The following is a 26,816-nucleotide window of genomic DNA, read 5'->3' on the forward strand; positions in this document are numbered from 1 at the left end:
CGAGCTGCGGCGTGGCACACCGCAGCTCGACACGCGCGGGCGCCCTACGCAAAGTAATGGCACAGGCGCCGCCCGCCGCCCAGCTCGTGCACGCTCACGTCGATGCCGAACAGCGCGCTGAGCACGGCGTCCTGAACCACGTCCGCGGGCGCTCCGGCATGGGCCACGCGGCCGTCCTTCATGGCGATGATGTGGTCGGCGTAGCCGCTGGCGAAGTTGATGTCGTGCAGCACCACCACCACGGTCTTGCCGCGCTCGCGCACCAGGCGGCGCAGCAGCCGCATCATGGTGACGGCGTGGGCCATGTCCAGGTTGTTGAGCGGTTCGTCGAGCAGCACATAGGGCGTGTCCTGGCACAGCACCATGGCGATGTAGGCTCTCTGGCGCTGCCCGCCAGAAAGCTCGTCCAGGTAGCGCCCAGCAAGCGGCTCCAGCTGCAAAAATGAGAGTGCGTCATCCACGTGGCGCACATCGTCAGCGGTCATGCGCCCCTTGCTGTGGGGAAAGCGCCCGAAGCCGACCAGGTCGCGCACCGTCAGGCGCAAGGTCGATTGATTGTCCTGGCGCAGGATGGCCAGCACCCGCGCCAGCGCGTCGCTCGCGGTGTGGGCCACGTCCATGCCGCCCACGATGGCGCTGCCGCTCGACAGCGGCATGAGCCGGCTGATCAGCGACAGCAGCGTGCTCTTGCCCGCGCCGTTGGGGCCGATGATGGCCGTGAACTGCCCGGCCGGAATCTCTACGCTCACGCCATGCAGCACGGTGGTGTTGCCATGGCGCTTGGTGGCATCGTGGGTTGTGATCATGTCTTGCGCAAAAGCAGGTAAATGAAAGCCAGCCCGCCGATGAACTCGACCACCACGGACAGGGCGGAGTTGAAACCCAGGAGTTGCTCGAGCACCACCTGCCCGCCCAGCAGCAGCAGCACGCCCCAGAGCACGGCCGCTGGCAGCACCCAGGCGTGACGGCGCGTGCCCATCCACTGGTAGGCCATGTTGGCCACGAGCAGGCCCAGGAAGGTGACCGGCCCGACCAGCGCCGTCGAGATGGCCACCAGGGTGCAGACGCCGGTCAGCAGGCGCAGCACCTCGCGCCGGTAATGCACGCCGAGGTTGATGGCCGCATCGCGCCCGAGGGCCAGCACGTCCAGCACATGGCGGCGCCGCCAGAAGTAGGCCGCGCCCATGAGCAGCAGCAGCCCGGCGGGCAGCAGCAGTTCGGTGTGTATGGTGTTGAAGTTGGCAAACATGCGGTCCTGCAGCGAGCCGAACTCGTTGGGATCGATCATCCGCATGGCAAAGCTCGTGAGGCTGCGCAGCAAGATTCCCATGACCATGCCCACGAGCAGCATCAGGTGCAGTCCGTTGGTGTTGCCGCTGAACAGCCAGCGCACCAGCGCCACCGACAGCAGGACCATGAGCGCCAGCTCCAGCCCGAACTTCGAGGCCGCACCCAGCGCCACCACGCCGGCCGAGCCCAACACCAGCACCAGCACGGATTGCAGGAACAGGTAGAGCGCATCCAGCCCCATCACCGCCGGCGTGAGTATGGTGTTGTGCGTGACCGTCTGGAACACGACGGTGGACATGCCGAGCGCGGCGGCCACGGCCACCATGGCCAGCAGCTTGATGCCCCGGTGCTGCAGTACAAAGCGCCAGTCCACCTCGACGCCCAGCGTCATGAACGCCACGCCGGCCAGCAGCGCCGCGAGCGCCAGCAGCCACAGCCGCAGGTCACGACGGCGCCACGGCGCGGTGCTGGGTTGGCCGTCGGGCAGGGCAGGTGAAGCAATTGTGGTCGATGGCTGTGTCATGCCTCTCAGCCCTCCAGCCGGCGCTGGCGCAGCAACAGGCACAGGAACAGCGCGCTGCCGACCACGCCCATCACCGTTCCCATGGGCACCTCGTAGGGCGCAATCACCAGACGCCCCAGCAGATCACAGGCGAGCGTGAGCGCCGCGCCGGCGACGGCCACCCACGGCACGCTGCGGCGCACGTTGTCGCCCTGCAGCAGCCGCACGACATTGGGCACGATGAGCCCCACGAAAGGGATGGCCCCCACGGTGACGACGATGCAGGCCGTGACCAGCGACACCACCAGCAGACCCTGCAGAACCAGGCGCCCGTAGTTGAGCCCCAGGCTGGTGGCGAACGATTCGCCCAGCCCGGCGACGGTGAAGCGATCGGCCGCCAGGCAGGCCAGCGCCGTGGCGCCCAGCGAGATCCACAGCATGCCGTAGCGGCCCTCGACCATGGTGGAGAAGTCGCCGTTGGAGAGGGCGCGCACGGACTGGATCATGTCGTGCTGGTAGGCCACAAAGGTTGTGGCCGCCTCGATCACCCCCGCCAGAATCAGGCCCACGAGCGGCACGATCCAGGCCGAGCGCAGGCGGATGCGCGCGAGCAGCGCCATGAACAGCGCCGAGCCCGCGAGCGCCGTCGTGGCCGCCACGCCCATCTTGGCGAGCACCGGCCAGTGCGGTACCCACAACATGGTCAGGAGCAGGCCCAGGGTGGCGGACTCCGCCGTGCCCATGGTCGACGGCTCCACGAAATGGTTGCGCGCCAGCATCTGCATCAACAGCCCGGCCACGGCCATGGCGCTGCCGGCGAGCACCAGCGCCAGCGTGCGCGGCACGCGCGAATACATCAGTACCTGGGCGACCATGTCGTCCTCGCTGCGCGACCACAGCGTGTTCCACGACACATCGCTCACGCCCACGGACAGGCTCCACAGCGCCAGCGCGCACAGGGCCGCGAAGGCCCCCGTCCACGCCCACAGCGCGCGCCGCCCGGCGCCGCGATCAGAGCGCAAATGCATCGGATAACTGTCGCAGGTTCTCCTTGAGCGCCGTCGGACCGGCGTTGGACAGCGTGTACCACTGGGCCGCGTTCAGGTAGACCACGTGCCTGTTGCGCCAGGCCCGGGTGGCGTGCACCAGCTTGTTGTCGAGCAGCTGCCGCGCGGCGCCGCCGTCCTGGCCGATGGCCGCGTCGCGGTCGAGCACCAGCAACCAGTCGGGGTTGACCTTGAGCAGATACTCGAACGACACGGTCTGGCCATGCCTGGACACCTCGATCCGGTCCGGGATCGGCTGCACGCCGAACGTCGTGTACAGCATGTCGAAGCGCGAGCCCGGGCCGTAGACGCTGAGCTTGCCGCCATTGGTCATCAGGAACAGCGCGCCCCCCTTGCCGGAGGCCTTCGTCTTGGTGTCGGCAATGGCCGCGTCGATCTCGCGGATCTGCTGCTCGCCCTTGTCCGGCACGTCATAGATGGCGGCGATGCTGCGGATGTTGCGGTAGACATGGGCCAACTGGTTGCGGTTGTCGATGGTCACGTCCAGCACCGGCGCGAAGGCCTTGAGTGCGGCAATCTTGGGCAGCGTGCGGTTGCCGGCGACGATGAGATCGGGCTTGAGCGCCTTGACCTTCTCGTAGTCGGGCTCGAACAGACTGCCTATGGGCGCGTAGCGGGCCGTGTCCCGGTACTCGGCCAGCATGTCGGGCATGGCCTGGTTGGGCACGCCACGCACCTGGCCGCCCAGGCTGCGGATGATGTCCAGCGCACCCAGGTCGTACACCAGCACCGTGCGGGGCTTGAGCGGCATGGTCACCTCGCCCGTGTTGTCCTTGACCTTCAGCGTCTCATTCGCCCGGGCTGCCGCCCAGGGCATGGTCACGATCACACCCAGACCGCCCAGCGCGCGGCGGCGACTCATTCCCACAGTCATCGGTACTCCCTTTGCTAAATCCTTCACAGAACGCCGGTGCAATGCACCGGCGCAATGGCGGGTATTGTGTGGGAATAATTCTCAATACGGGATTGTCCCCTTGTAAAGTTGCGCAAACCCAAGGGCATCGTGACCATCCTGCGACGCGGGCCGGCGCGCGCGAACCGCAGGCGCGACGATGGGACTGGCATGTTCTGAACCCGTGAACCCATCAAGCGGCCTGCGCCTGCGGGGTCACTGTGCGGCGGCCTCGCCGGTGCCGTCCATGCGGGCGTGTCGATCCATCACGTCCTGCATGCCGGCTGCACTGCCCACCACCACATCCCAGGCCCACAGGCCCAGGCCGCCCTGGGCATTGACGGCCTGCACCCACTGGTCGAGTGCGCGCCGCTTGGCCTGGTCCTGCGGAGAATCCTCGCCCTTGATTTCCAGCACCAGCGTCTTGCCGGACTTGAAACGCACCAGGAAGTCGGGGATGAACCGGCGCTTGCTGCCGTTCCACAGATACAGAACGTGAAAGCCCAGGTGTCTGGGCCGCGCCTTCCTGACTGAACCGCTGGTTGCTCTTGCGCAGTGTCTCGGATGGCCCATATTCGGGTTTCCATAGTTTAGGCATAACTAATATAAAATGGCGCCAAGGATCCTGCGCAAGGAGTTCGACATGCAGTCCCTGGCCCACATTCAAGCGTTCTTCGATGAACCGACCAGCTCGGTGGCCTGAGCATGACCACGATGGACGGCGCAGCGCAAGGCCGGGGGTGTTGAGGCATGCCAGGTGAGTTGCCTCCACCCAGGCGCCAGTCGATGTCGGATTCGCAGCTTGATGCGGCCAGCTTGGTTCATGCGATCAGTCCGATCCTGTGGCTGCCACAGGCGGCCTTGATTGCCTTGGCCGTGGCACGTCTGCAAAGCGGCTCAGGGTTGGCCGGTGTTCTGTGGCCGGCAGCCGGCATTGTGTTTGCGGGTGCGCTGCGTGCCTGGCTCGAAGCCTGGAGCGCTGGCCGCATGTTCCATACGGCGCGTGAGCGCCTGAGCCAATGGCGTGCAGATGCATTTGCCGCCTTGGCTGCGCGTTCTCCATTGGATCGCGACCGAGCACATGCCGGCACGGCCGCGAGTGCGCTGGCAGAGCAGGCCGATGCGATCCTTCCCTGGCAGACGCGCTACCAGGGCGCGATGTGGCGCGTACGTCTCATGCCGGTGCTGATACTGTTGCCGGTGGCCTGGTACTCGTGGGCCGCGGCAGCGGTGCTTGTGCTGGCGGCTCCTCTCATTCCCATGTTCATGGTGATCGTGGGCTGGCGGGCCCGGGCCGCCAGCCAGGCGCAGTGGCTGCAGATGGGGAGCATGAACGCTTTCCTGCTCGATCGCCTGCGCGGCCTGCCGACACTGCGCGCGCTGGGCAGAACAGAGGCCACCGCACGCCGCTTGCGGGCCAGCGCCGAAGACCTGCGCCAGAGAACCATGCGTGTGCTGCGCATCGCGTTCCTGTCGTCCGCGGTGCTGGAGCTGTTTGCGGCCCTGGGTGTCGCGATGGTGGCGGCCTACGTCGGGTTCCACCTGCTGGGGTATCTGGACTTCGGCGCCTGGGGACAACGCCTCGGTCTGGCGCAAGGGCTGTTCATTCTGTTGTTGGCGCCAGCCTTCTTCGAGCCCTTGCGGGAGCTGGCGTCCGTCTGGCATGACCGGGCTGCTGGCATCGCTGCGATGGACGCCCTGGATGGACTTCATGTGGGTGGATTGCCTTTGCTGGACGGAGCACACAGCGCCCCATGTACGCCGCAAGCATCGGCAGCCGGGCTGCCGCCGCGGGTCAGGATCGAGAACCTCGCATTTGCTTTCTCCGACGAGACGCCTGTCTTCCAGAGCTTCTCCCTGGACGTGAAGCCGGGGGAGCATGTCGCGCTGTTGGGCGGCAGCGGAGTCGGAAAAACGGTTCTGATGTCGTTGATCGCCGGGCTTCTGCCGGCGTCCCAAGGCCGCATCGAGATCGATGGGGTGGCGTTGACGGCAACATCGGCGCGGTGGTTGCGTGAGCGCATGGCCTGGATGGCGCAACGCTCCCATGTGTTTTCCGGGTCGGTTCGGCACAACGTGTCCCTCGGACGAGCGGCCGTGGGGGACACGCAGGTGCGCCAGGCGATCCAGTGGGCAAGGCTGGACAAGGTGGCGCAAGCGTACCCCGGCGCCTCGCTGGGTGAGGGCGGGACGGGCCTGTCGGGCGGTGAGGCTGCGCGTCTGGCCTTGGCACGCCTGATGGCCGCGCCCCATGCCGATCTGCTGCTCGCGGATGAACCGACGGCACACTTGGATACGGAAACCTCCGAGCAGGTCATCGAGTCCCTCGTGGCCCTGGCCCACAGGCGCACCCTGATCGTGGCGACCCACGATCCCGCGCTTGCGGCACGCATGGATCGCGTCGTTGATCTGTCGGCGGCTGCCGATGTCTCGGAGCCCATTCAGGGAGGATGGCATGGCGCGTAGAGCTGCCGTGGCCGTATCGATCCTGCTGCCCGCAATGCGGGCCACTCTGGCCGGATCTTCTCGCCGCATGGCGCTGGGCGCCGTGCTGGCCGCGTTGACCGTTCTGGCGGGCATGGGCCTTCTCGGTTTGTCGGGCTGGTTCATCACCGCAACTGCGATCGCAGGGTTGCAGGTCACCACCGCACTGACGTTCGATGTCTTCGCGCCGTCGGCCGGCATCCGCCTCCTGGCGCTGGGGCGTACGGCTGCACGCTATGGCGAGCGGATCGTCACGCACGATGCAACGCTGGCTGCCTTGGCGCAACTGCGCGAGCGCATATTCCGGAGTTGGGCAGGAGCAGGGAGCATCCAGGATCTGCTGCGCCGCCCGGCACGTGCGCTGTTTCGCCTGACCAGCGACCTCGATGCGTTGGAGTCCCTCTACCTTCGCCTGCTGGTGCCCGCCGGGGCTGCGCTGGGCGCGGCGATTCTCGGCACCGTGGTCCTCGGCGCCATGGCGCCCTGGCTTGGCATCGCGCTGGGCATCTGGGTCGTGGTCCTTGGCGCTGCCGTGGCTGTGGCAGTGCTTCGCCGTTCCCGGCTGCCCGCCGCGCGGCGTGCTCTGCTCACCGAGCGCCTGCGCGCCCAGGCCGTCGATCTGGTGTCCGGTCAGACGGAGCTGGTCATGGCCGGACGTTTGGTTGGCCAGTGCGAGGCTCTCCAGCAGACGGATCGCAGCCTGGCGCGTGCCGACCGGCTTCTGCACCGCCTGGATATATCCGCTGGTGCAGCCTTTGGCATCGCTGGCAGCCTTACCCTGGCCCTTGTGCTGCTGGGCGTCGGTGTGCTGGTCGACCAGGGGCGGATCGGCACCGCTGGCGCGGCGCTGGCTCTGCTGATCGCGCTGACGGCGATGGAGCCGTTCGCGGCACTGCGGCGGGGCGTTCTGGAGGCTGGGCGCACATGGCTGGCTGCGCGGCGCCTGTCGCCACATTGCGCCGAAGGCGAGGCGGCATTCTCATCCGGCGTATCTCCCGATGCAGGCTATGCGATCACTCTGCATCAGGTGTCGGTGCGCTATCCAGACAGCCCCGTGGATGCCCTGCAGTCCCTTTCGCTGGCCCTGGTGTCCGGAGCACGTGTCGCGGTCGTCGGCTCCAGCGGCGCGGGCAAGTCGACGCTCATGGCTGTGGCGGCAGGCGAGTTGATGCCGCGTGAGGGAATGGTCCGTTCGCTGCCCCATGCATGGCTGAGCCAGCGCACCGACCTTTTCCAGGACAGCCTGCGCGACAACCTCTTGCTGGCCAACCCTGACGCTACCGATGCGTCCCTTTGGCATGCGCTGGAAGCGGCAGGTCTCGCATCCGAGATTCGAGGTATGCAAGCTGGGCTCGATACCCGGCTCGGCGAGGGTGGGCTTGGCCTGTCGGGCGGGCAGTCGCGGCGCCTGGCGCTGGCTCGCCTGCTGCTCCAACCCCATCCGCTGTGGCTGCTCGACGAGCCGACCGAAGGGCTGGATGCGGCAACCGCCGAGGATGTGCTTGCGCGGCTCGACGTGCTGGGTGCGGGCCGGGCCTGGCTGATGGCCACCCACCTCAGACGCGAGGCTGCACTCGCCGACCGTCTGCTGGTCCTGCGCAGCGGCCGCATCGAGGCAGAGTTCTTGCGGGGCAGCGCCGGCTTCAGCACCGCATTGGCCGCGTTGAGGCCCGACTAAACCCATTTCGCACAAGTGATTTGATATCGATAGAGGAAACTCGCCATGGACTTTGACATCGTCAGCCTGTCGCGATTGCAGTTCGCGATCACGGCGCTCTACCACTTTCTCTTCGTCCCATTGACGCTGGGCCTGTCGATCCTGATCGCCATCATGGAGACGGTTTACGTGATGACGGGCCGGACCATCTGGCGCGACATGACCAAGTTCTGGGGCGTGCTGTTCGGCATCAACTTTGCCATGGGCGTGGCCACAGGCATCGTGATGGAGTTCCAGTTCGGCATGAACTGGAGCTACTACAGCCACTATGTGGGTGACATCTTCGGTGCACCGCTCGCCTTGGAGGGGCTGATGGCCTTCTTTCTGGAAGCCACCTTCGTCGGCCTGTTCTTCTTCGGCTGGGATCGTCTCTCCAAGGTGAAGCACCTGGTCGTCACCTGGTGCGTGGCGCTGGGCTCGAACTTCTCGGCACTGTGGATTCTGATCGCCAACGGCTGGATGCAGAACCCCGTGGGCGCCCAGTTCAATCCGCAGACCATGCGCATGGAGATGACGGACTTCTTCGCCGTGCTCACCAACCCGGTCGCCCAGGCCAAGTTCGTGCACACCGTCTCCGCCGGCTACGTGACGGCGGCCGTCTTCGTGCTGGGCGTCGCAGCCTGGTACGTGCTCAAGGGCCGCCACGTTGCACTGGCCAAGCGATCGATGACGGTGGCGGCGTCGTTCGGCCTGGCTTCGGCACTGTCGGTCGTGGTGCTGGGCGATGAGAGCGGCTACCTCTCCACCGAGCACCAGAAGATGAAGCTCGCCGCCATCGAGGCAATGTGGAAGACCGAGCCCGCACCCGCCGCGTTCACCGCGTTCGGCTTTCCCGACCAGGCCGCGCGGGAAACCCACTTTGCTGTTCACATTCCGTGGGTCATGGGTCTGATCGGCACGCGCTCGCTGACGACCGAAATTCCTGGCATCGACGACCTGGTTGCACACGCCGAGAAGCACATCCGCGACGGCATCGTGGCCTACGACGCCTTGCAGCAGATTCGTGCCGCAAGGGAGGGCGCCAGTGTGCCTGCCCATGCACAGGCGGCATTCGAGGAGCACGGGCGAGCGCTGGGCTATGCGCTCCTGCTCAAGCGCTATGTCGACGATCCCCGCCAGGCCACGTCCGAACAGATCGCCAAGGCGGCCTGGGACACCGTGCCGCAGGTGGCGCCGCTGTTTTGGGCGTTCCGGCTGATGGTCGGCCTGGGTTTCTTCTTCATCCTGCTGATGGGCGTGTTCTTCTGGCTCTCGGCTCGGCGCAGGCTGGATGTGCACCCCTGGCTGCTCAAGGTCGCCGTGTGGTCGATTCCCCTGCCTTGGATTGCCGTGGAGTGCGGCTGGATTGTGGCCGAGGTCGGGCGCCAGCCATGGGTCATCGAAGGTGTATTGCCAACGGCCGTCGCTGTGTCGAACCTCGGTGCCTCGACCGTGCTCCTGACGATCGCCGGCTTCGTGGCGATCTACACCGTCCTGCTCATCATCGAGATGAAGCTGATGCTCAAGGCGATCCACAAGGGACCCGATGCCCATGCACCCTCGGGCACCGAAGGCAGCCCAGCCAGCTCGGGCGACCTGGCGCCTGTGCAGTAACCCCGAAAGGAGAAAGAACATGATCCTCCACGAACTCATCTCCTATGACGTTCTGCGCCTGATCTGGTGGGCGCTGCTGGGCGTGCTGCTGATCGGCTTCGCGCTCACCGACGGCTTCGACCTGGGCACCGGCACGCTGCTGCCCTTGGTCGCGCGCAGCGACATCGAACGCCGCACCGTCATCAACACCATCGGACCGGTCTGGGAGGGCAATCAGGTCTGGCTGATCCTCGGGGGCGGGGCCATCTTCGCCGCCTGGCCGCAGCTCTACGCAGTGTCGTTCTCCGGCTTCTATCTGGCGATGTTCGCCATTCTGTTCGCGCTCATCCTGCGTCCAGTGGCGTTCAAGTTCCGCAGCAAGCGCGAAGAGCCGGCCTGGCGCAGCAGCTGGGATTGGGCCCTGTTCGTCGGCGGGTTCGTGCCGGCGCTGATCTTTGGCGTGGCGATGGGCAATGTGCTCCAGGGCATCCCCTTCCGCATCGAAGACGACATGCAGATCTTCTACGACGGGTCATTTTTCGGGCTGCTCAATCCTTTCGCCCTCCTGTGCGGCTTGGTCTCCGTCACCATGCTGGTCATGCATGGCGCTGCCTGGCTACAACTCAAGACACAAGGCCAGGTAGCCGAGCGCGCGCGTCGTTTTGGCATTGTGGCAGCGCTGCTGACTGTGGTGCTTTACGCTGTGGCGGGTGTCGTGCTGGCCAATTTCGTGGCGGGGTACGTGATCACGAGCGCGATTGTGCCCACCGGCGCATCGAACCCTCTTGTCAAGACTGCTGTGGCGCAAGGCGGCGCCTGGTTTGCCAACTACGCATCGCAGCCTGTGCTTTGGGTGGTACCGGCATTGGGCTTGGCGGGCTCCACGATCGCAGCGATTTGCTTGGCAGCCCGACGCCCACTGGCTGCACTGGTCACCGGGGGCATGGGCATCACGGGGATCATCGCCAGCGTGGGCGTCTCCATGTTTCCCTTCATCCTGCCGTCATCGGTCAATCCCTCGGCCAGCCTGACCGTGTGGGATTCCTCGTCGAGCCACCTCACGCTGTTCATCATGCTGATTTCGACGGTCATCTTCATGCCGCTCATCCTGGCCTATACCAGCTGGGTGTTCTCGGTTCTGCGCGGCAAGGTCGACGCTGAAGCCATTCGGGATGGCAACGGTCATGCGTACTGACCCATACACGCTTTCATTCATAGGACATTGACCATGTGGTATTTCGCTTGGATTCTCGGCTTGCCTCTGGCGGCTGCCTTCGCCGTTCTGAATGCGATGTGGTACGAACTGATGGAGGACGACGCCGTCCGACGCGACCGGCTGGAGCCGTGATAGCGCTGATTATGGAGCGGGTGAAGGGAACATCATGCCGCTCTCAAAGCGCTGATTGACAACGGGTTTCTTCCGTGAGCGCAACGGAATCAGGTCGGGTTATGTGCCAGTCCCGCCCTCCTGGGCGAAGGCCGGCTCGAAGTCCTGCAGGTCGGTGCCGCGCATGCCCAATCCCCGGGCCAGTGCACGCCAGCCCGCCACGGACTGGGCCACTTCGCTCCAGATCGCCCTCGCCTGTGCTGCATCCAGCCTGAAGTGCGGCGCCGCGGCCATCAGCATGTCCCGGCTGTCGATGGCGCCCGCATCGTCGGTCAGCCAGGTCTTGCTCTCCCGACGGTCGCCCGGCATCGGGTTCAGGTCGAAGGCTGGCGACAGGCGCCAGCCGCGCTGGCGCGCGTCGTACAGAAAGCCGGTGTTGCGCAGGTGGTCGTCGGTGTTGCAGATCAGGAAGTTGAAGACCAGCCGGCGCCACAGCTCATGGATGTCGGCAATCGGATCGGCGCCTGCTTGCAGCAGCACATCCACCAGTTCGGTGTAGGCGTGCGTCGCATCGCGGCCGTCGGTCTGGAGCATCGTCGCGGCCGACACGTAGGGGATGCGAGCGCCATCGTCGGTGCGGTCGAAACGCCGGATGACGGCGACCGCCGTGCCGCCGATCATTTCCACGCGCGCCGGCGCCACGCGGATGCCGGCCTTGACCGCCAGTTGCATGGCCAGCACTTCGCCCCGGATCACGTCGCGCCGATCCGCCTGGCTGGGAAACTTGCCGACCGCCAGGCGTCCATCGGTATCGCGTACCGTGGACTTCGGCCTGGCACCACCCAACGACGTGCCTTGCCCTAGCAGGTAGCGCAGGTCCTGTGCGCTTTCCGTTCCGTCTTCCAGGGCGCGGGCCGCGTGGAGCACCTTGTCCAGTTCCACCAGGGGCGGTATCTGCCGGTTCGCGCCTCCGGTGCGCAGGTAGGCGCCCGATTGCGGATCGAACAGGCGCAGCGCGCCGACGCGCGCCTCGTCATCCACCCACATCACGAAGTCCACCGGGTTCAGCGCGGGCGTGTCGCGGTCTTCCTGCCGCAGCTTCGCATGGGCGCGCCGGATCACGCGCTCGCCCCAGGCGTCGGGCGCGGTGTCCTCCAGCGCGAGGAAGAACACCTGCCGGGGATGCTGCACGCCGGCCACTGGCTGGAGATCGGGCGACAGCGTGAAGAAACGGGCATCCCGCAGCCAGCCTTGGTCGTAGCTGAACGCGCTGCGCCGGCCGCTGCCAAGATGCAGTCGCCCCACGACCAGGCCGCTCGCCCCCAGGTGGACTTCGAGGTCCGGACGCCGTGTGGGCCGAGGTGCTGCCATCAGAAGCCCTCCAGATCATCGGCAGGCGATGGCGCGTCGCCTTTGTCGACGGCGGCGGCTGCCTGCCGCTTCCTGCCGGCAGAGGTGCGTACCCGCTGCGGCAGTTGTTCCCGCACCAGTTCCATGCCGAGCGCATCGTTCTCCAGGGTCATCGCCTGGGCCAGGTCATCAAGCCGGCCCAGCACGTGCAGCGCGCGCAGGAAGGTGTGCAGCGCGGTGCCGGGATGGCCATCTTCCATGCGCCTGACGGTGCTCAGGGACGTGCCGATGCGCTGCGCAAGATCCTCCTGGCTCAGGCGGCGCATGCGCCGCCCTGCCGAGATGTCCTGCCCCAGGCGGCGCAACGCACGCGCGACAGGCTGCGGCATCGCCACCTGCGCACCAGAACGCTTTTGCTCGGAGAAAGACATCTTTTATGACTTCAAATATGAGCTTGTTATCCAGACAAGCGTTCATATTTGAACGCATAAAAGGATGTGGATCAACCCCAATCCATGCCCCGGGCCCGCTGCCTGGATACGTGCCGAACGACATGCGGTGGCGCTTGCCGCCCCACGAGAAGCGGACGTGCCACGCCTTGGCACCTTGAAACAAAGAGGGAAAGGCCGTCTGCGTCGGACAGGGTGCAGGGTTTGCCGGTCGCCTTGGCCTGGCGAGCCGTGAGGCCCGAAAGCATGATTCCCACTTCTTGAAAGCGAGTTGAGTGCCATGTTTCCCATCGGGCTCCGACTCCCCCAGCAACAACGCGGAATCGGGAAGCTCCGCATGGAGATGTCGCACCTGATGTACCGGCTTTGACCGGCTGTCAGTGGATTTTGCTGGACGTCACTGGATGGATTTTTTGGAAAAATCAAACCGTGACAAGGGTTTGCAACATTTCATGGACGTCCTTGGAAGGCCATGGAAAGTTGAAGTGGAGGGTGAAGGGAGTCGAACTGTTGCTTCTATGCCGCATGGCTGCGTGTTTTCAACAATTCGATTTATTTTTTACCCCCACCTTTTCCCCATCGCCATCGGTTCTATTCCGGCGTTTTGCGAAAACTCGAAACAGGGTAGCAGATCACCCCACGGCCTTGCACATTAGCACCAGCTCCCGGTGGCCTGAGCGAACGTCCACCAGGCTCTCGATGCCGTAGATAGTGCCGTCGTGGATCACGCGATCCTGCGCCGTGATGCCGCGCCGGTAGCGCATGGTCACGCGCGCCGTCACCTCGGATTGCGCGGCCTGCGCTGCCAGGTACTCCCGGCCCACCAGCGGCGAGACTTCGGCCCATACCGTCATGAGCGGAGCCCAGGCTTCCACGGTGCCGCCCCAGCTATCCCCAATCGTCACAAGCTGCTCCACGGTCACGCGCTGGTCAAGACGTCCGGCCCTCATTTTTCGCTCCAGTCATCGCACATTGGAAATACCCGCTGAATATGAATTTAGTGTAAGCACTTAAATTTCATAGCTGCAATCGCTTGTATATCAACAATTTACATTCTTTGCGTTAAATTTCTATCACGCTGCAATCAATAGCGCAAGTCGTGTTTTACGATGGCTCAGGCGTACTTTCGGTACGGGGCCAGCAGGCGCTCGTACAGCCGGTTCTCACTCAGCGGGCGCTCGCTCAAAGTCTCCCGGTTCGCGTACAGCGAGCCCACCAACATCAAGCAGGCCGCATGCACGGGCATGGCGTCAGGCAGTTCCTCGGCGCCCAGGTAGTCGGCCACGGCGGCCTGCGCAGCGTCGATCAGGCGGGCAATCAGCACGTCCTCGCAGTAGTCATCCACGCGAAGATGTTCTTTGGCGTCTTGCAGTGTCAGCATTTGATTTCTTTCAAATGGGGTGAATAGGTGCCTGCCACGCATCCCGAAAGAGCTGCTGCAGGCAGTCGGGGTTTTTCTACGCGCCTCACTCACCGACTAACAGGCGTCCTGGCTATGCCTTGCGGCGCCCCCAGGCTGGGCTATACAAAGGTGAAGGAATCAAAACCAACGGATTGAGATTCCGTTGCCCTCGATGCCGCGCCCATGGCCATGGCCAGGGCCTGCATGCCGTCGATACGGCCCGTGGCGCGGCTCTTGTCGAGCTTGCGGGCGCCGGTCGGGTCTTTGGTGACGGTGGCGTTTGCCGCGCACATGGTCAAGACGGGATGCATGCCGTGGGCGATGCGGGCATTGAGCAATTCGGCCTCCAGGGCATCCAAAGCCGGGGCCATATCCTTGTAGCCTTGGCCCCACTCCACCAGCGGCAGCTCGGCTCCCAGCTTGTCCAGCTCCCGGCGCATCAAGTCAATGCGCCAGCGGTCGTAGGCGATGGCCCTCACGTCGAGGTCAGCGAGGATCTCCAACATGTCAGACGCGACATGCTCATAGTCCACCGTGGCGCCTGGCGTCGTGCGCAGGAACCCTTGCCGGTGCCACACGTCATAGGGGGCGCGGTCACGGCGGGCGCGGTCGTGCAGGCCCTGCTCGGGTGTCCAGAAATGCGCCTGCACCTGCCACACGCCATCCACCTGGCCGACGATCACCAGCGCCGTGAGGTCGGTACGTGCCGACAAGTCCAGGCCGGCGAACACCGGGCCGTCCATTTCCGCACCCGGTGCGGAATTGCAGGACTTCCACACGTCCGGGCTGATGAAGGGCGAGACAGTCGAAACCCGCTGATTGAGCAGCAGATTGCGGGCGCTGTTCTCCATGCTCGGCATGCGCTGCGCCTGCGTCATTTGCTCGCGCAGATCGTCCAGGCTGCGGAACAGGCCCAGGGCGGGATTTGCCGCACGCCAGGCGCTTTCGTCCATGAGGTCGCAGCCCTCGGGCGCGGCGTACAGGTGGCAGACGATGCGCGGATCGTTGGACTGGCGGGCATCGTCGAGCCACTGTGAAAACAGGTCTTGATCCGAGGCCGCCTGCGTCGATATGGCGATCAGCAGCGGCTCGGCATGGGCCCCCTGGCTGGTGGTGATGGCGTCGATAAAGTCGGATTGCGGGCCACGCACCTGGCCGATTTCGTCCAAGATGGCTAGCACCGGAGAAAGGCCGTGCGCCGTCTTGCCGTCCGCTGCAAGGGCCTTGTACTCCACGTTGAGCGGCAGGCCAATCAGGCGCTTTCCGCTGGGGATGATCTTCACCAGCGGCGCCAGCTTCGGAGACTGCTGCACCATCTTGCAGGCCAGATTGAACACCAGGGCGGCTTGGTCGCGGCTCATGGCGCCCGAGACAATCTGCGCGTTCTGCTTCGCCTCGGGGCCCACCAGGTGCGCCAGCAGCAGGCCGGCAACCAGGCCGCTCTTGCCATTTTTTCTGCTCACCGACAGCAGGGCGCGGCGCGTGCCTGCGGGGTTGTCGTACACGTCCCGGATGAACTGCTTTTGAAACTCGGCCAGGCGCAGCGGCTTGCCCACGTCCGCGCCCTCGGGCGTGACACAGTACGCCTCGATGAACTTGATGATGCGGGCGGCGCGGCTCACTTCACGGCTCGCAAGGTCGGGATCAGGCCATCGTCCTGCATATCGGCGCGGGCCTGGCGTTCCAGCTCGGCACCCTTCACAATATCGGCGCTGCGCCCCACGGTCGCCACGGTGTTGACGGCAATGGCACGGGTCAGGGCCAGGGCGCGGCGGCTCATTTTCTCCAGCAGCTCGCACGCCGGATTGACCTTGCCATCAATGACGAACCCCGCTTCATCAATCTGCGCTTGCAGGGCCTCGATGTCCGCCTGGCAGCGGGCCAGGTTCGCGGCGCTCGCCAGATCCACCTCGTTCCAGGTATCACGCGGGCGGGCGGTCACGATGGCCGCCCAGAACGGGCGGTCTTGGGGTCGCAGCGTGACGTGGGCAGGCGGGGACAAGGGCGGCAGGGCGGCGGCCTGGGTCGCAGCGACTGCGGCTTTGGCGCTGTCGGAGCGGTGGCGCTTGGGGGTCAGCTTCATGGTTGCCTATTTTTTAAGCAGTCAGCGTTAAAAGAAGGGGAACCGGCCGGTCTAGCAATATCCGTGCCTGGTGATTTCTGCAAGAGGCTGCATACCTTCGCCCACGGGTGATTCGGGTCGAGCGGCAGGCCGTCCACGTCACATCCCTGATAGACGCGCTTACCCATGTCGGCATTGGTCTTGAGCGAGTGGCAGCTATGGCACAGCGGCTGTAGGTTCTCGGAGCTGTTGTCGGACGGGTCGCCGCTCTTGTGGTCAACGTCCGTTGCCTCGATCACCAGGCCACGGGCGGCGCAATGCCTGCACAGTGGTTCACCGTTGAGCACAGACGCACGCATGCGCCTCCAACTGGCGCTGTTGAGGGGTAGCGTGCGGCGCGGGTCTGCATCGCGTCCAGTGCGGTTTGCTGCCATCGTCACGCCCCCTGCTTGCTCGGGTACGGCTGCGGAGCTGGGCGCGGATTTGCGCTCAGTGCAACCGGCTCAGAATCGAGCCCGTCGATAGCGGGCAGGTTCTCCAGCTTGCGCACCTCGGATCGTTTCAGCCATCCATCGTTCACGCCGGAGCTGTAGAACGCGGCTCGTTCTTGGCTTGATCCGCGCAGCAACCCTTCTAGGCTGAACTCTGCGTACATGGTGCGGGCGGCGGCAGGCGTCAGCAATTGACGGTTGATTGCGCCCTCGATGGCCGACAGGTGGCGGCCCAGCGTGTGCTTGGCAAAGAACATATCCATCGCCACGCTGTTGGAGTAGGTGCTGTGCGACAGATCACCGATCAGGACGGGCGGCACCTTGAAGATGCGGCAGATTTCCTCCACGCTGAAACGGCGCGCTGCAACCCACTCGCTATCTGCCAGGCTGAGGCTGATGGGAGTGAAGGTCGAGCCTTCCTCCATAACGGGCACCTTGCCTGCATTGGCTCCACCGGCGTACTGGCTGGCCCACGATGCGGCGATGGCCTGGCGTTGCTCAGGCTTCAAGCGTCCGGGCATGGAAATAATGCCGCTGGCGCGGGTGCCGTTGTCGAACGTCGATTGCCCATGCTGCGCTTCAGCTTGCGCGAGCTGGATCACGGCGCGGGCGGCGGTGATAGGACTGACGCCCACCAGCGGATCATTGCCAGCACGGTGGCGAAGGTGGAACACCTCGGCAGGCAATAGGCGCTCCCTCACGCCGTCCCTGTTGGTGTATTCATAACCGGCGATGGTTTCGCCCTTGCGCATGATCGTGACGTTGCTTGTCACCAGGGGATCCAGGCTGCGCACCTGGCCATCCCAGCCGCGTGTGACACGAGCATATGCATTCCCGGTCAGCAGCATGGATGAAACTACCCATTCCCAGAACTCGGTGGCCGATTGCTGGTCGTTGGGGGCGCGGTGCAATACCGTGTGAAGGGGATGCTCGGTGGCGGCTTTGCGGTCGTCACCGTCTTGCCGATACAGGCGCAGCGGCAAAGAGCCGATGGCCTCGGCAATCAAGGCCACGGCGGCATAACAGGCGGCCACAGACTGCGCGCTATCGGGCGTCACGCTGGTGGCAGACAGCGGCACAGGCCAGCCATTCACGCCCAGGACAGAACGCTGCTCCAGGCCCATGGCGGATTTGATGCGGGTGATGATGCTCATCGGCAAGTCTCCAACCACAAAGCATTGCCGCCGATGCCCACGCGGTGCGTTTCGTACACGCTGGGCTTGCTGCGCAGGTTGATTTCGGTGCTTTGGTACGCGGGCCAGGACTGCACCACGCTGATTTCGTGCAACTGGATCTCGCGCAGCTCGCGGGTATCGCCGTCCCAGGCTTCATCAATGGCGACAAAGCCAAAGGACATGCCGCCCAGGTCGCCACGCTCGGCAAGGGCGATCACGTCACGGGCGGCTGCGGTGTCTGGCAAGGACAATTCAAACCGCAGGCCCTTGGCGTCCTCGGACAGTTTCAAAGAGCCTGAGCGGGTACGCCCCAGCAGAACATCAGCGCGATGATCCAGCAGGGCCAGAACGTCCCTCCCACTTGCCAGCGACTTGGTGAATGCACCGGGCGCGATGCGCTCGGTAAATCCGCCGATGGCCGTTGGGTCGTTGTAGCTTGCGGCGTACCCGCTCAAGGTGCGGCCACTGGCTGTAACGCCAGCAGCGGCACCCCGGCGCTCCATGTCCGGGGTGCTCATGGTTTACAGGCCCAGGTCGTCAGCCACCACGAACGCCTTGGGATGGCGTACCACGGCGTCCATGGTGTGCATGATCCGAAGCTGTACGTCGCCCTTTTCGTAGTAGCCAGCGGCATACGGGTTCGCCAGCACCTCGGTCACGCCCCACTCGCCAATCACGATTTGCGAGAAGTCGCCAGCGATCACGCGGCCCTTGTCCGGCGTGCCGGTCTTGGCGTCCAATTGGTTGGTGACGTAGGCGGGCAGGCCAGCCACGCGGCCACCTTCCATCAAGTACACGCTACCGGCGCTGGCGTCCTTCAGGGTGGTTTGCAGCTTCGTCGCGGCCTTGGCATGGGTCAGCACGGCATTCGGGCTGATGTTCTCCAGGCCCAGTTTTTCCAGCATCGCCACGACGGTGGCCCAGCTCAGGGTGGCCAGCGATGCGGTTTGAATGCCGCTTACGTTCAGGATGCCCACCGGCTGCTTGGCGGCGGCGGTACCATGGATCAGGGCCTTGTCCACTGCCAGGCCCACCACGGCGCTGATATCGTCGCGCAACAGGCCTTCAATCGAGGGGTTGGACTGCAATGCCAGGTTGCGGGAAAACGCCGTCAGCGCGCCCACGGTCTTGGGTTCCAGCTTGATGGTGCTGTACGTGGTGTTGCTCTCGGTCAGGCTGTCGCCCTCGGCAACCCAGTAGGCGGTGGCGGCGCCGGTAGCCTTGGGCAGCACGGTATCGCCACGCAATCCGGTCAGCACGCGGGCGCCCAGGCTGCGCACGATCAGCGAGTTGCGCAGCAGGCCGATGAATTGATCCGCACGGTAGTCGTCGGGCACCACAGCAGCGGCGCCAGTCGTGGTCATGGTGGTGCGCTTTTCAAAGATGCTCGTGGGCACCAGCACGCCACCGTTGCGGGCAGTCAGGCCCTGGCGCTTGGCTTCGGATTGGAACTCGGCCAGTGCGCCGGTGACGCTGCGGTTTTCAATCTGCGCGGCGATGGCGTCCAGCACGTTGACCTGGCCTTCCAGCTCGTTGCGGGCCTTGTCCACCGGCTGGCCCAGGCTGCGGCGCTCCCAGTCCTCCACGAGTTGGGCGCGCTGCTCCTGGCCTTCCAGCGAAGTGATTTCGCCCTTGATGGCGTCGAACTTGGCTTGCGCCTCGGGAGTCAGGTTGCCGCCGTTGACGCTGGCCAGCAGGGAACGGGCTTCGGCCACCTTGGCGGCGCGGGCTTCGCGGATTTGATGCAGTTGCATTTGTGGGCTTTCTTGAAAAAGTGCCCATGCAATCGCCGGGCGGGTTGTGATAGCCAAAGGCTATTTACTGGATATATAGCCAGTATTCGCAACCATGTCAAGAAGATTCGAGCGGGCATGAAAAAACCCGCTCGGGGCGGGTTGGTGGTGTTTAACGTGCCAGCACGATAAAACCGGGTCACGCGTCGCCACGCGTCACTGTCGCGCCAGCACGCGTCAAACCCATGGGATGCCGTAGGGTTCGCCATGGGTTCGGTAACGGTTATGCAACGTTGCAGTAACGGTGCCTGCACTGTGCTGGCACCGTGCTAGCACCGTGCTAGGCCCTTGCTAGCAGCATGCCGTGGCATCGGGTTCTGGTGCCGTGGCAATGCCGGGTGCCTGCAACGCCAAAAGGGGCCCACCATGGTTTTGAGCCACTTCCCCCCTGTTCCTCAGTGCTGCATTCGACTGCCTACAGATGGCATCTCTAGATGGTTTCCGGGAGACGGTGTAGGCGGGGCAGTAAAAACACCTCTGATAGCACCGGGAGACGGTGTAGGCGGGGCCTTCCCTACACCGGGAGACGGTGCAATGGGAGCCCTCTCTACACCGGGAGACGGTCTAAGGGGTGCGTTTTTTTGGTAAGCGCCACGCACGAACGTCGCAGCCGCACCAGGGTCGTAACCGGGTATTTTGTCGAGCGCCCGCCATGTGACCGCGTACCAGCTCGCCTTATTGGGGCGGTGGCCCTTCACAGTCTCATGGATGAACCCGGCTTCGATCAGATCACGCTTGGCCCGCGTTATCACGTCTGCGCTCTTCCAGCCGCGCTTGGCAAGGTAAGCAGCAGACGCCAGCAACCGCCCGTTGTTGTCGCGCACAAACTGGCGTGCCAGCTCAAAAAGCAAAGCACGCGCAGGATGGCTCAAAGCAGCGTAGGCGGGGCAATCCAGTACGCTCCAAGGCAAGGCTACAAACCCGCCAGCGTCGCGCCCAGAATCGCCCTTGTGGCCTCGGTTGCGGCCGTTCGCCATTAGACAGAACCCCTCGGTTCTGAGTATTTTGTGGCAGGCCTCAATTTGCTGTTCCACGTCGCCAAGAATGTGGACATGGACTCGGTTTCGGCCCTCTCCACTGCCACAGCGTGCTCCCAGCGATCCATGAGGATGTGGGCGCGGATTTCGGCCTCCACGCGCTCGCGCAGCAGCGGCGGGGGCATGGCATCCAACTCCCAGCACTGGCGCCCGTAGCGCGTCCTGTACCAGTCATAACGCCCGTCCTTGGCCTTGGTTTCTACGTCAAAGCTCGGCAGGCGCCCGGTATCCGTGGGCAGCAGTGCGATGCGGCTCAGGTGCACCTTGCCGCCGTAGCGCCCCAGGCGCTCGGGCAGGTCAACCTCGGACATGTAGATGCCGCTCGGGTCATAGTCGCCCACGTACAGCGCGATCAGGGGTTTCTCGCTGTCGTTGGACGCCTCGGCAATGCTGTTGAGTGCGGTCGCACTGGCGAACCCGTGCATTACTCGGAACGTGACGCCGTACTCGTTCAGCACAGGCGCCACGGTGCCCCGGACGGTGCCTTTCTCGCTCCAAACTTCCACGCGAACAGGCTGGTCTTGCCAGTAGTCGCGCCGGTAGCCACGGACAGCAGCGTTGATGATCTCGTCCGGGTTGTGCCAGGTGCTCACGCGCTCGGCTTCGCGGGTCTCGTCCACAACCCACTCCCACGGAACAATGCCTTGCTCGCGTGCATAGACAAGCTGGCGGCTCACCTTGTTGGTGGACGCCTTGCTCATGTCCGGGATCAGGCCCAGCGTGAACAGGCGATAGCAGACAGCTCGGACAGTGGCCGGTTGAATCTCAGCGAGTATTTTGTGGCTGGCCTCGATTAAGTCCAGCATGGCGCGGGACTTGCCACGGGTGCGGCGGGTGGTACTCACAGCGCCACCTCCGGCTCGCTCACCAGCGTGTAGAGCGCCACACGCGCATGGTGATAGCCGTCACGATCCACGATCACCACGGGGTCGGTGGTAATGCTGTAGCCGTGGCGGTCGCGCAGCTCCTTTATACGGGCCGGGGCCTGATAAATGCCCAGGCGGCGCAGATCGTAGGACGTTTGCGGGCGCATGCGCAGCGCCTCAATAATGCGCTTGTATTGCTCGCGGGTCGCGGTGGATTTGCTCATTACAGCGCCTCCTTTGCGGCCACCTTTGCGCGCAGCCAGTTGGACACGTTGGCAGCAACCCAGCGGGTGCAGCGGGCGCCGTCCTTGATGGGGGCGGGGAATTTGCCCTCGGCCACTTTGCGGCGAATGGTCGATTCAGACAGGCCCGTGACGGCGATCACGGTCTGGATTTTGAGGAGCGCTTCGGGGATATGGAGCGCTTGAAGGGTTTGCGCTGGTGCGCGGTTATATCGGCGGGAAACGGTATCGGGTTGCATTTTGCACCTCATGAATGAACACGGGTGCAATGTCGAGGTGCGATTAACGTTAGCGGCGTTAACGTTAAATCAAGATTGCGAGTAGTAGGTTTGGAGCGTGCCCCAGGTGTACTTGCGCTGGCGTCCCTCGATGTCGTTTTCGTCCTCTATCAGGTAGTTGTTTTCGTCCTCGGGCTGGCATCGCAAACCATTGAGTACCCCTTTTTCCCACCGGCTCATGAGCGTTTTGAAGTCTGTACCGCGCGTCTTTTCCGCGCGCATGGCCGACTGAATCTTTTCTTTGAGATCACCTCGTTTGCTGGGTCTAGGGCGCTTCGCAATGGCTGCGCGATGCATATTGGCGATTTGCTGGGCGGCTGCATTTTCTGCTGCCTCTCTTAGGCGACGTCGCCCAGCTTCGGCGAGTAATGGATCATCGCTTGATGCCATTGCCTGATACTGCCGCTGCAAACGCTCTTCTAAATCAACGGCTGGCATTTCTCCCGTTGACCCATCGGGGAAAGTCCAAACCCATGAGCCAAGTGAGATTGATTTATCTTTTTTCATTGGCTGATTGCTGTTTGTGATTCATGCGCGCAGTTGCACCACGTCCGCGCCCTGGCGCAGCTCGTCGAGGTAGTTGGCCCACTGCACCATCATTTCGCGGCGCTGCTTCATGTAGGTGGTGCGGTCGTAGGCCATGCCCAGCGGCCCGCTTTTGCCGTGGGCCAGTTGCGCCTCGATCACCTCGGGATCAGTCTCCAAGTGCTCGCCCAGGATGGTGCGGGCCATCGCACGGAACCCGTGGGCGGTCATTTCGCTGTTGGTGTAGCCCATGCGGCGCAGGGCAGTATTCACCGTGTTGTCGCTCATGGGGCGCTCGCCGGTCAGCAAGGACGGGAACACGTAGCGGCCAGTGCCGGATAGAACCTGCATGCGCTTGAGGCAGGCCACGGCCTGCGGTGCCAGCGGGACAAGGTGCGGCCTACCGTTGATCTTGCCTTGCTTGGTGCGCTTCATATCCTTTGACGGGATGGTCAGCATCGCGCCCTCCAGGTCAACCCAGGCCCATTCCATTTGCCGGATGTTGCCGGGGCGCTGAAAGAGCAGGGCGGACAGAATCAGCGCTTCGCGGGTCGTTGGGTGCCCGTGGTAGGCGTCAATGGCCCGTAGTAGTTCCCCGGCCTGCTTGGGCTCCAATACAGCGGCCATGTGCTTGACGATCACAGCTTGCAGGGCACCCCGCAAAGCGTGGGCAGGGTCTTGGGTGCATCGGCCTGTTGCCATGCCGTAGCGGAACACCTGGCCCGCGTACTGGCGCAGGGAGTGGGCCGTTTCGTTCTTGCCCCTGGCCTCCACGCGGCGCAGTGTCTCCAGCAGCAGGGGCGCAGTGATCTCGGCAATCGGCAGCGGGCCGATCCAGGGAAACAGGTTTGCTTCTTGCAGCCTTATCCACTTGGTGAAGTGCGCTTCGCTCCACTCCTTGACCTTCATGGCGTGAAACTCACGCGCCACTTTTTCGTAGGTCGTGCCGGAGTTAACGCGGGCGGAGGCCTTGTCGATCTTGCGGCGCTGTACCGGGTCGTTGCCTTGAGACAGCAGCTTGCGGGCGTCATCCCTGGCAAAGCGGGCCTCTTTCAGTTTGACGGCGGGATAGCTGCCCAGGGACAGGCGCTTTTCCTTCGCGTCGAAGCGGTACTTCCAGAACCAACGCTTTGCCCCGTTGGGCGTGACTTCCAGGTAGAGCCCGCCAGCGTCAGTAAGACGAACACGCGGCTTGTCCTCGGGGCAGGTCGCAGCTTTGCAGGTGATTTCAGTCAGCATGGGGAACAAAACTCCAGGGATGGGGGCAAATTTGCCCCGTTCCCCCAGGTTGTACCCCCAAAAGTGCTGCGCTGCAATGGCGGCACATGACTGCACTTGACGGCTTAAATTAGCCTAAGTGGTTGATTATGTTGGGTTTTTGACTGTTTATGACTGCTTATGAAAGTCATAAATGGAGCGGGTGAAGGGAATCGAACCCTCGTATGAAGCTTGGGAAGCTGCCGTTCTACCATTGAACTACACCCGCAGCGGCGCGGATTCTAGCGCAGCGCGGCGGGCCATTCGGGCCTGGCGCTTGCGCATATGCGGCTTTACGCGCTGTAAAAACCCGTAACCCATTGATTTCAAACGATTGGCGGTATAAAGCGAGGCTTTCGTAGCGCCGCATCGCCCGTCGTCCATCGGCCCGGGTGAGCCGTATCTGCCCAGCGATTGCTTCTCTATTCATAGCTTCTCGCGCTTGTTGGATAAGCGCTGGAGCCTGATTTCTTTCAAATTCCTGATGACCTTTTCTGCCTCTCTGCGCGCGCGCTGGGCCCTGTGGTGGCCGCAGATCGCCCGCCTGGTGCGGCCGCCCGAGCGCTGGCTGTCGGCCCATGGCCTGCTGTGGCTGCTGGCCGCGCTGGCGCTGGCCGGGCTGCTGTATGTGCTGGCGTTGATTCCGTTCACCCCCGCCATCAGCGACATCCGCAAGGCCAGGAATGACGAGCCCGCGCAGCTCGTGTCCGCCGATGGGCGCCTGCTGGCCGAATACAAATGGGTCAACCGCGAGTGGGTGCCGCTCAAGACCATCGCCCGGCCCGTGGTCGATGCGCTGATCGCCACCGAGGACCATCGCTTCTACGAGCATTTCGGCCTGGACTGGCGGCGCACGGCCTCGGCCCTGGTGCGTACCGTTGGGGGCGACCGCCAGGGTGGCTCGACCATCACGCAGCAGCTGGCGCGCAACCTCTACCCCGAGGACATTGGCCGCGCGCCCACGCTCACGCGCAAGCTCAAGGAGGCGATCACGGCGCTCAAGATCGAGTGGCTGTACTCCAAGGACGAGATCCTCGAGACGTATCTGAACACCGTGCCCTTTCTCTACAACGCCTATGGCATAGAGATGGCGGCGCGCACCTATTTCGACAAATCGGCCGACAGGCTCAACGTGCTCGAGAGCGCCACGCTGATCGGCATGCTCAAGGGCACGGCCTACTACAACCCCGTGCTCAACCCGGAGCGCGCCCAGGATCGGCGCAACACCGTGCTGGCGCAGATGAAGAAGCGCGGCAAGCTCTCGGCGGCGGACTATGAGCGCCTCGTCAAGCGCCCCTTGCGCATACGCTTCGAGCGCCAGAGCGAGGTCGCGGGCCTGGCGCCGCATCTGGCGCAGCAGCTCAGGCGCCAGCTCATCGACTGGGCCGACGAGAACGGCTACAGCCTGTATTCCGACGGGCTGGTGGTGCGCACCACGATTGACGGCCGGCTGCAGGAGATCGCCACCCAGGCCGTGCAGCGCCAGGGCCGCCAGCTGCAGGGCGTGGCCGATGCCGCCTGGGCGCCGCGCAGCGTCTGGAGCGCCAAGAGCGCGCTGGTGCAGCAACTGGTGCGCGAGTCCCCGCGCTACGCCAAGGCCGTGGCCGCGGGCGAGGAGCCCGAGGAGGCGCTCAGGAAGCTGCTGGCCGATGGCGAGTTCCTGCGCCAGCTGCGCCAGGCCAAGACACGCGTGCAGGCCGGCTTCATGGCGCTCGATCCGCAAAGCGGAGCGGTGCTGGCCTGGGTGGGCAGCCGCGACTACAACGCCGACCCGTTCGACCATGTGCAGGCCGCGCGGCGCCAGCCCGGCTCCACGTTCAAGCCGTTTGTGTATGGCGCGGCCTTTGCCAAGGGCATGCTGCCCACGGACGAGCTGATGGACCAGGCCGTCGAAATCCCCCTGGGCGGCAGGCAGGTCTGGCGTCCGACGGACGGGGGGCGGCCGCCCAGCGATGAGCCCATGAGTCTGCGCGACGGCCTGGCCTATTCCAAGAACACCATCACCGCCCAGCTCATGCAGCAGGTGGGGCCCGAGCGCGTGGTCCAGCTCGCGCGCGCCATGGGCGTGCGCGAGTCGCGGCTCGAGGCCGTGCCCGCGCTGGCCCTGGGCACCAGCCCCGTCACGCTCAAGGAGATGGTCGCCGCCTACGGCACCATCGCCAGCGGCGGGCTCTACAGGGCGCCGCGCGTGATCACGCGCATCGAGGACAAGCATGGCAAGCTGCTCGCCGAGTTCCCGGGCGCGCCGCCCGAGCGCGCCCTGGGCATCACGGCCGCGCAGGAGCTGCGCGACGCGATGCGCGCCGTCATCGACAAGGGCACGGGCGTGGCCATACGCGGGCGCTACGGCATCACGGCCGATGTGGCGGGCAAGACCGGCACCACGCAGGACAACACAGACGGCTGGTTCATCCTCATGCATCCGCAGCTCGTGGCCGGCGCCTGGGCGGGTTTCAACGACGGGCGCATCACGCTGCGCAGCGACTACTGGGGCCAGGGCGCGCACAGTGCGCTGCCCATGGTGGGCGATGTGTTTCGCCAGGCGCTGCGCGGCAAGATCATCGACGCGCGCGAGCGCTTCATCGACGAGGAGGAAAGCTCCTGGCTCGCCGCGGCCACGGGCACGCTGCGCAACTGGGTCTATGACCTGTTCGGCCGGCCCGCAGGCGGGTCGGTGGGGCAGGGCGACCCGACGGGCGCGGCGCCCACGGCTCCTGCCGTGCCCCCCGTGTCCGCTCCGTCCGGCGAGCCGCCGCGCGCGCCCGACGCGGCCACGCAGCCGCCCCCCGAGGAACGCCCGGAGATCATCGAGGCACCGCTCGTGCCCCTGCAGGAGGTGATGCCGCGCGCGACCACGCCGGCCGAGCCGCCCGTGTGGGTGAACCAGCCCGACGCGCCAGAGCCCGCGCCCGAGCAGCCCGCGACCGTACCGCTCGATGCCGCGGGCGTGCGCATCGAGCCTGTGCAGCGCGCGGTGGCAGAGCCGCGGGCCGGTGTCGCCCTGATGCAGGGGGAGCGCTGAAGGCGCAGTCAGGCTT

25 protein-coding genes, 1 tRNA gene and 1 pseudogene are annotated in these 26,816 nt (G+C 64.8%); 6 read left to right on the forward strand and 21 right to left on the reverse strand.

Annotated features, from left to right (window positions below; translation table 11 throughout):
- Positions 1-44: 44 nt before the first annotated feature.
- The 5 genes from ABUE11_RS08145 to ABUE11_RS08165 all read right to left on the reverse strand — a co-directional run bounded on the left by ABUE11_RS08145 (position 45) and on the right by ABUE11_RS08165 (position 4,324).
- On the reverse strand, positions 45-806 hold the full coding sequence (locus ABUE11_RS08145; RefSeq protein WP_367068544.1) for an ATP-binding cassette domain-containing protein: 762 nt from the start codon (positions 804-806) through the stop codon (positions 45-47).
- Positions 803-1,813, reverse strand: coding sequence for an iron chelate uptake ABC transporter family permease subunit (locus ABUE11_RS08150; protein ID WP_367068545.1), 1,011 nt, complete (start codon positions 1,811-1,813; stop codon positions 803-805). The genes ABUE11_RS08145 and ABUE11_RS08150 overlap by 4 nt, the downstream gene beginning before the upstream one ends.
- A 5-nt stretch (positions 1,814-1,818) precedes the next feature.
- On the reverse strand, positions 1,819-2,820 hold the full coding sequence (locus tag ABUE11_RS08155) for an iron chelate uptake ABC transporter family permease subunit (protein WP_367068546.1): 1,002 nt from the start codon (positions 2,818-2,820) through the stop codon (positions 1,819-1,821).
- Positions 2,804-3,721, reverse strand: a complete 918-nt coding sequence (locus ABUE11_RS08160; RefSeq protein ID WP_367068547.1) for an ABC transporter substrate-binding protein — start codon at positions 3,719-3,721, stop codon at positions 2,804-2,806. Before ABUE11_RS08160 ends, ABUE11_RS08155 begins: the two co-directional genes overlap by 17 nt.
- Before the next feature lie 246 nt (positions 3,722-3,967).
- Positions 3,968-4,324, reverse strand: a complete 357-nt coding sequence (locus tag ABUE11_RS08165; protein ID WP_367068548.1) for a hypothetical protein — start codon at positions 4,322-4,324, stop codon at positions 3,968-3,970.
- Positions 4,325-4,537: 213 nt separating this feature from the next.
- Between ABUE11_RS08165 and cydD the strand changes: the two genes are divergently transcribed.
- The 5 genes from cydD to cydX are packed head-to-tail and all read left to right on the forward strand — an operon-like array spanning position 4,538 to position 10,872.
- On the forward strand, positions 4,538-6,217 hold the full coding sequence (gene cydD, locus ABUE11_RS08170) for a thiol reductant ABC exporter subunit CydD (protein ID WP_367068549.1): 1,680 nt from the start codon (positions 4,538-4,540) through the stop codon (positions 6,215-6,217).
- A gap of 34 nt (positions 6,218-6,251) precedes the next feature.
- On the forward strand, positions 6,252-7,913 hold the full coding sequence (locus ABUE11_RS08175) for an ATP-binding cassette domain-containing protein (protein ID WP_367068785.1): 1,662 nt from the start codon (positions 6,252-6,254) through the stop codon (positions 7,911-7,913).
- Positions 7,914-7,958: 45 nt separating this feature from the next.
- Positions 7,959-9,545, forward strand: coding sequence for a cytochrome ubiquinol oxidase subunit I (locus ABUE11_RS08180; RefSeq protein WP_367068550.1), 1,587 nt, complete (start codon positions 7,959-7,961; stop codon positions 9,543-9,545).
- Positions 9,546-9,564: 19 nt separating this feature from the next.
- A complete protein-coding gene (cydB, locus tag ABUE11_RS08185; RefSeq protein ID WP_367068551.1) occupies positions 9,565-10,719 on the forward strand; it encodes a cytochrome d ubiquinol oxidase subunit II in 1,155 nt (384 codons plus the stop codon).
- Positions 10,720-10,752: 33 nt separating this feature from the next.
- Positions 10,753-10,872, forward strand: coding sequence for a cytochrome bd-I oxidase subunit CydX (cydX, locus tag ABUE11_RS08190; protein WP_367068552.1), 120 nt, complete (start codon positions 10,753-10,755; stop codon positions 10,870-10,872).
- Positions 10,873-10,971: 99 nt separating this feature from the next.
- Here cydX and ABUE11_RS08195 read toward each other — a convergent pair whose 3' ends face one another.
- The 16 genes and pseudogenes from ABUE11_RS08195 to ABUE11_RS08270 form a co-directional block, all read right to left on the reverse strand.
- Complete coding sequence (locus ABUE11_RS08195) at positions 10,972-12,222, reverse strand: type II toxin-antitoxin system HipA family toxin (protein ID WP_367068553.1); 1,251 nt, start codon at positions 12,220-12,222, stop codon at positions 10,972-10,974.
- Complete coding sequence (locus tag ABUE11_RS08200; protein ID WP_367068554.1) at positions 12,222-12,632, reverse strand: helix-turn-helix domain-containing protein; 411 nt, start codon at positions 12,630-12,632, stop codon at positions 12,222-12,224. The genes ABUE11_RS08195 and ABUE11_RS08200 overlap by 1 nt, the downstream gene beginning before the upstream one ends.
- 103 nt (positions 12,633-12,735) lie before the next feature.
- Positions 12,736-12,898, reverse strand: a pseudogene (locus tag ABUE11_RS08205) (Arm DNA-binding domain-containing protein); the annotation flags it as partial.
- Between the two features lie 384 nt (positions 12,899-13,282).
- Positions 13,283-13,600 (reverse strand): phage head closure protein, encoded by a 318-nt coding sequence (locus tag ABUE11_RS08210; RefSeq protein ID WP_367068555.1) that lies wholly within the window; start codon positions 13,598-13,600, stop codon positions 13,283-13,285.
- Positions 13,601-13,764: 164 nt separating this feature from the next.
- A complete protein-coding gene (locus tag ABUE11_RS08215; protein ID WP_367068556.1) occupies positions 13,765-14,031 on the reverse strand; it encodes a head-tail connector protein in 267 nt (88 codons plus the stop codon).
- Positions 14,032-14,171: 140 nt separating this feature from the next.
- Positions 14,172-15,674: a terminase TerL endonuclease subunit gene (locus ABUE11_RS08220; protein WP_367068557.1), complete on the reverse strand. Its 1,503-nt coding sequence runs from the start codon at positions 15,672-15,674 to the stop codon at positions 14,172-14,174.
- A complete protein-coding gene (locus ABUE11_RS08225) occupies positions 15,671-16,135 on the reverse strand; it encodes a terminase (protein ID WP_367068558.1) in 465 nt (154 codons plus the stop codon). The genes ABUE11_RS08220 and ABUE11_RS08225 overlap by 4 nt, the downstream gene beginning before the upstream one ends.
- Positions 16,136-16,550: 415 nt before the next feature.
- Complete coding sequence (locus ABUE11_RS08230; protein WP_367068559.1) at positions 16,551-17,759, reverse strand: phage portal protein; 1,209 nt, start codon at positions 17,757-17,759, stop codon at positions 16,551-16,553.
- Positions 17,756-18,298: an HK97 family phage prohead protease gene (locus ABUE11_RS08235; protein WP_367068560.1), complete on the reverse strand. Its 543-nt coding sequence runs from the start codon at positions 18,296-18,298 to the stop codon at positions 17,756-17,758. The genes ABUE11_RS08230 and ABUE11_RS08235 overlap by 4 nt, the downstream gene beginning before the upstream one ends.
- Positions 18,299-18,301: 3 nt before the next feature.
- A complete protein-coding gene (locus ABUE11_RS08240) occupies positions 18,302-19,534 on the reverse strand; it encodes a phage major capsid protein (protein WP_367068561.1) in 1,233 nt (410 codons plus the stop codon).
- A gap of 1,015 nt (positions 19,535-20,549) precedes the next feature.
- Complete coding sequence (locus ABUE11_RS08245; RefSeq protein ID WP_367068562.1) at positions 20,550-21,455, reverse strand: hypothetical protein; 906 nt, start codon at positions 21,453-21,455, stop codon at positions 20,550-20,552.
- Positions 21,452-21,700 (reverse strand): helix-turn-helix domain-containing protein, encoded by a 249-nt coding sequence (locus tag ABUE11_RS08250; RefSeq protein WP_367068563.1) that lies wholly within the window; start codon positions 21,698-21,700, stop codon positions 21,452-21,454. Before ABUE11_RS08250 ends, ABUE11_RS08245 begins: the two co-directional genes overlap by 4 nt.
- Positions 21,700-21,957, reverse strand: a complete 258-nt coding sequence (locus ABUE11_RS08255; protein ID WP_367068564.1) for an AlpA family phage regulatory protein — start codon at positions 21,955-21,957, stop codon at positions 21,700-21,702. Before ABUE11_RS08255 ends, ABUE11_RS08250 begins: the two co-directional genes overlap by 1 nt.
- Positions 21,958-22,026: 69 nt before the next feature.
- The gene (locus ABUE11_RS08260) at positions 22,027-22,503 is read right to left on the reverse strand and encodes a hypothetical protein (RefSeq protein ID WP_367068565.1); all 477 of its coding nucleotides are present in this window, start codon (positions 22,501-22,503) and stop codon (positions 22,027-22,029) included.
- Positions 22,504-22,524: 21 nt separating this feature from the next.
- A complete protein-coding gene (locus tag ABUE11_RS08265; RefSeq protein WP_367068566.1) occupies positions 22,525-23,760 on the reverse strand; it encodes an integrase arm-type DNA-binding domain-containing protein in 1,236 nt (411 codons plus the stop codon).
- A gap of 173 nt (positions 23,761-23,933) precedes the next feature.
- A tRNA-Gly gene (locus ABUE11_RS08270) sits at positions 23,934-24,007 on the reverse strand.
- 255 nt (positions 24,008-24,262) lie between these two features.
- Between ABUE11_RS08270 and ABUE11_RS08275 the strand changes: the two genes are divergently transcribed.
- The gene (locus ABUE11_RS08275; RefSeq protein WP_367068567.1) at positions 24,263-26,800 is read left to right on the forward strand and encodes a transglycosylase domain-containing protein; all 2,538 of its coding nucleotides are present in this window, start codon (positions 24,263-24,265) and stop codon (positions 26,798-26,800) included.
- Positions 26,801-26,816: the final 16 nt, after the last annotated feature.

The sequence above is a fragment of the Oryzisolibacter sp. LB2S genome, from assembly GCF_040732315.1.
GTDB classification, from domain to species: domain Bacteria; phylum Pseudomonadota; class Gammaproteobacteria; order Burkholderiales; family Burkholderiaceae_C; genus Alicycliphilus; species Alicycliphilus soli.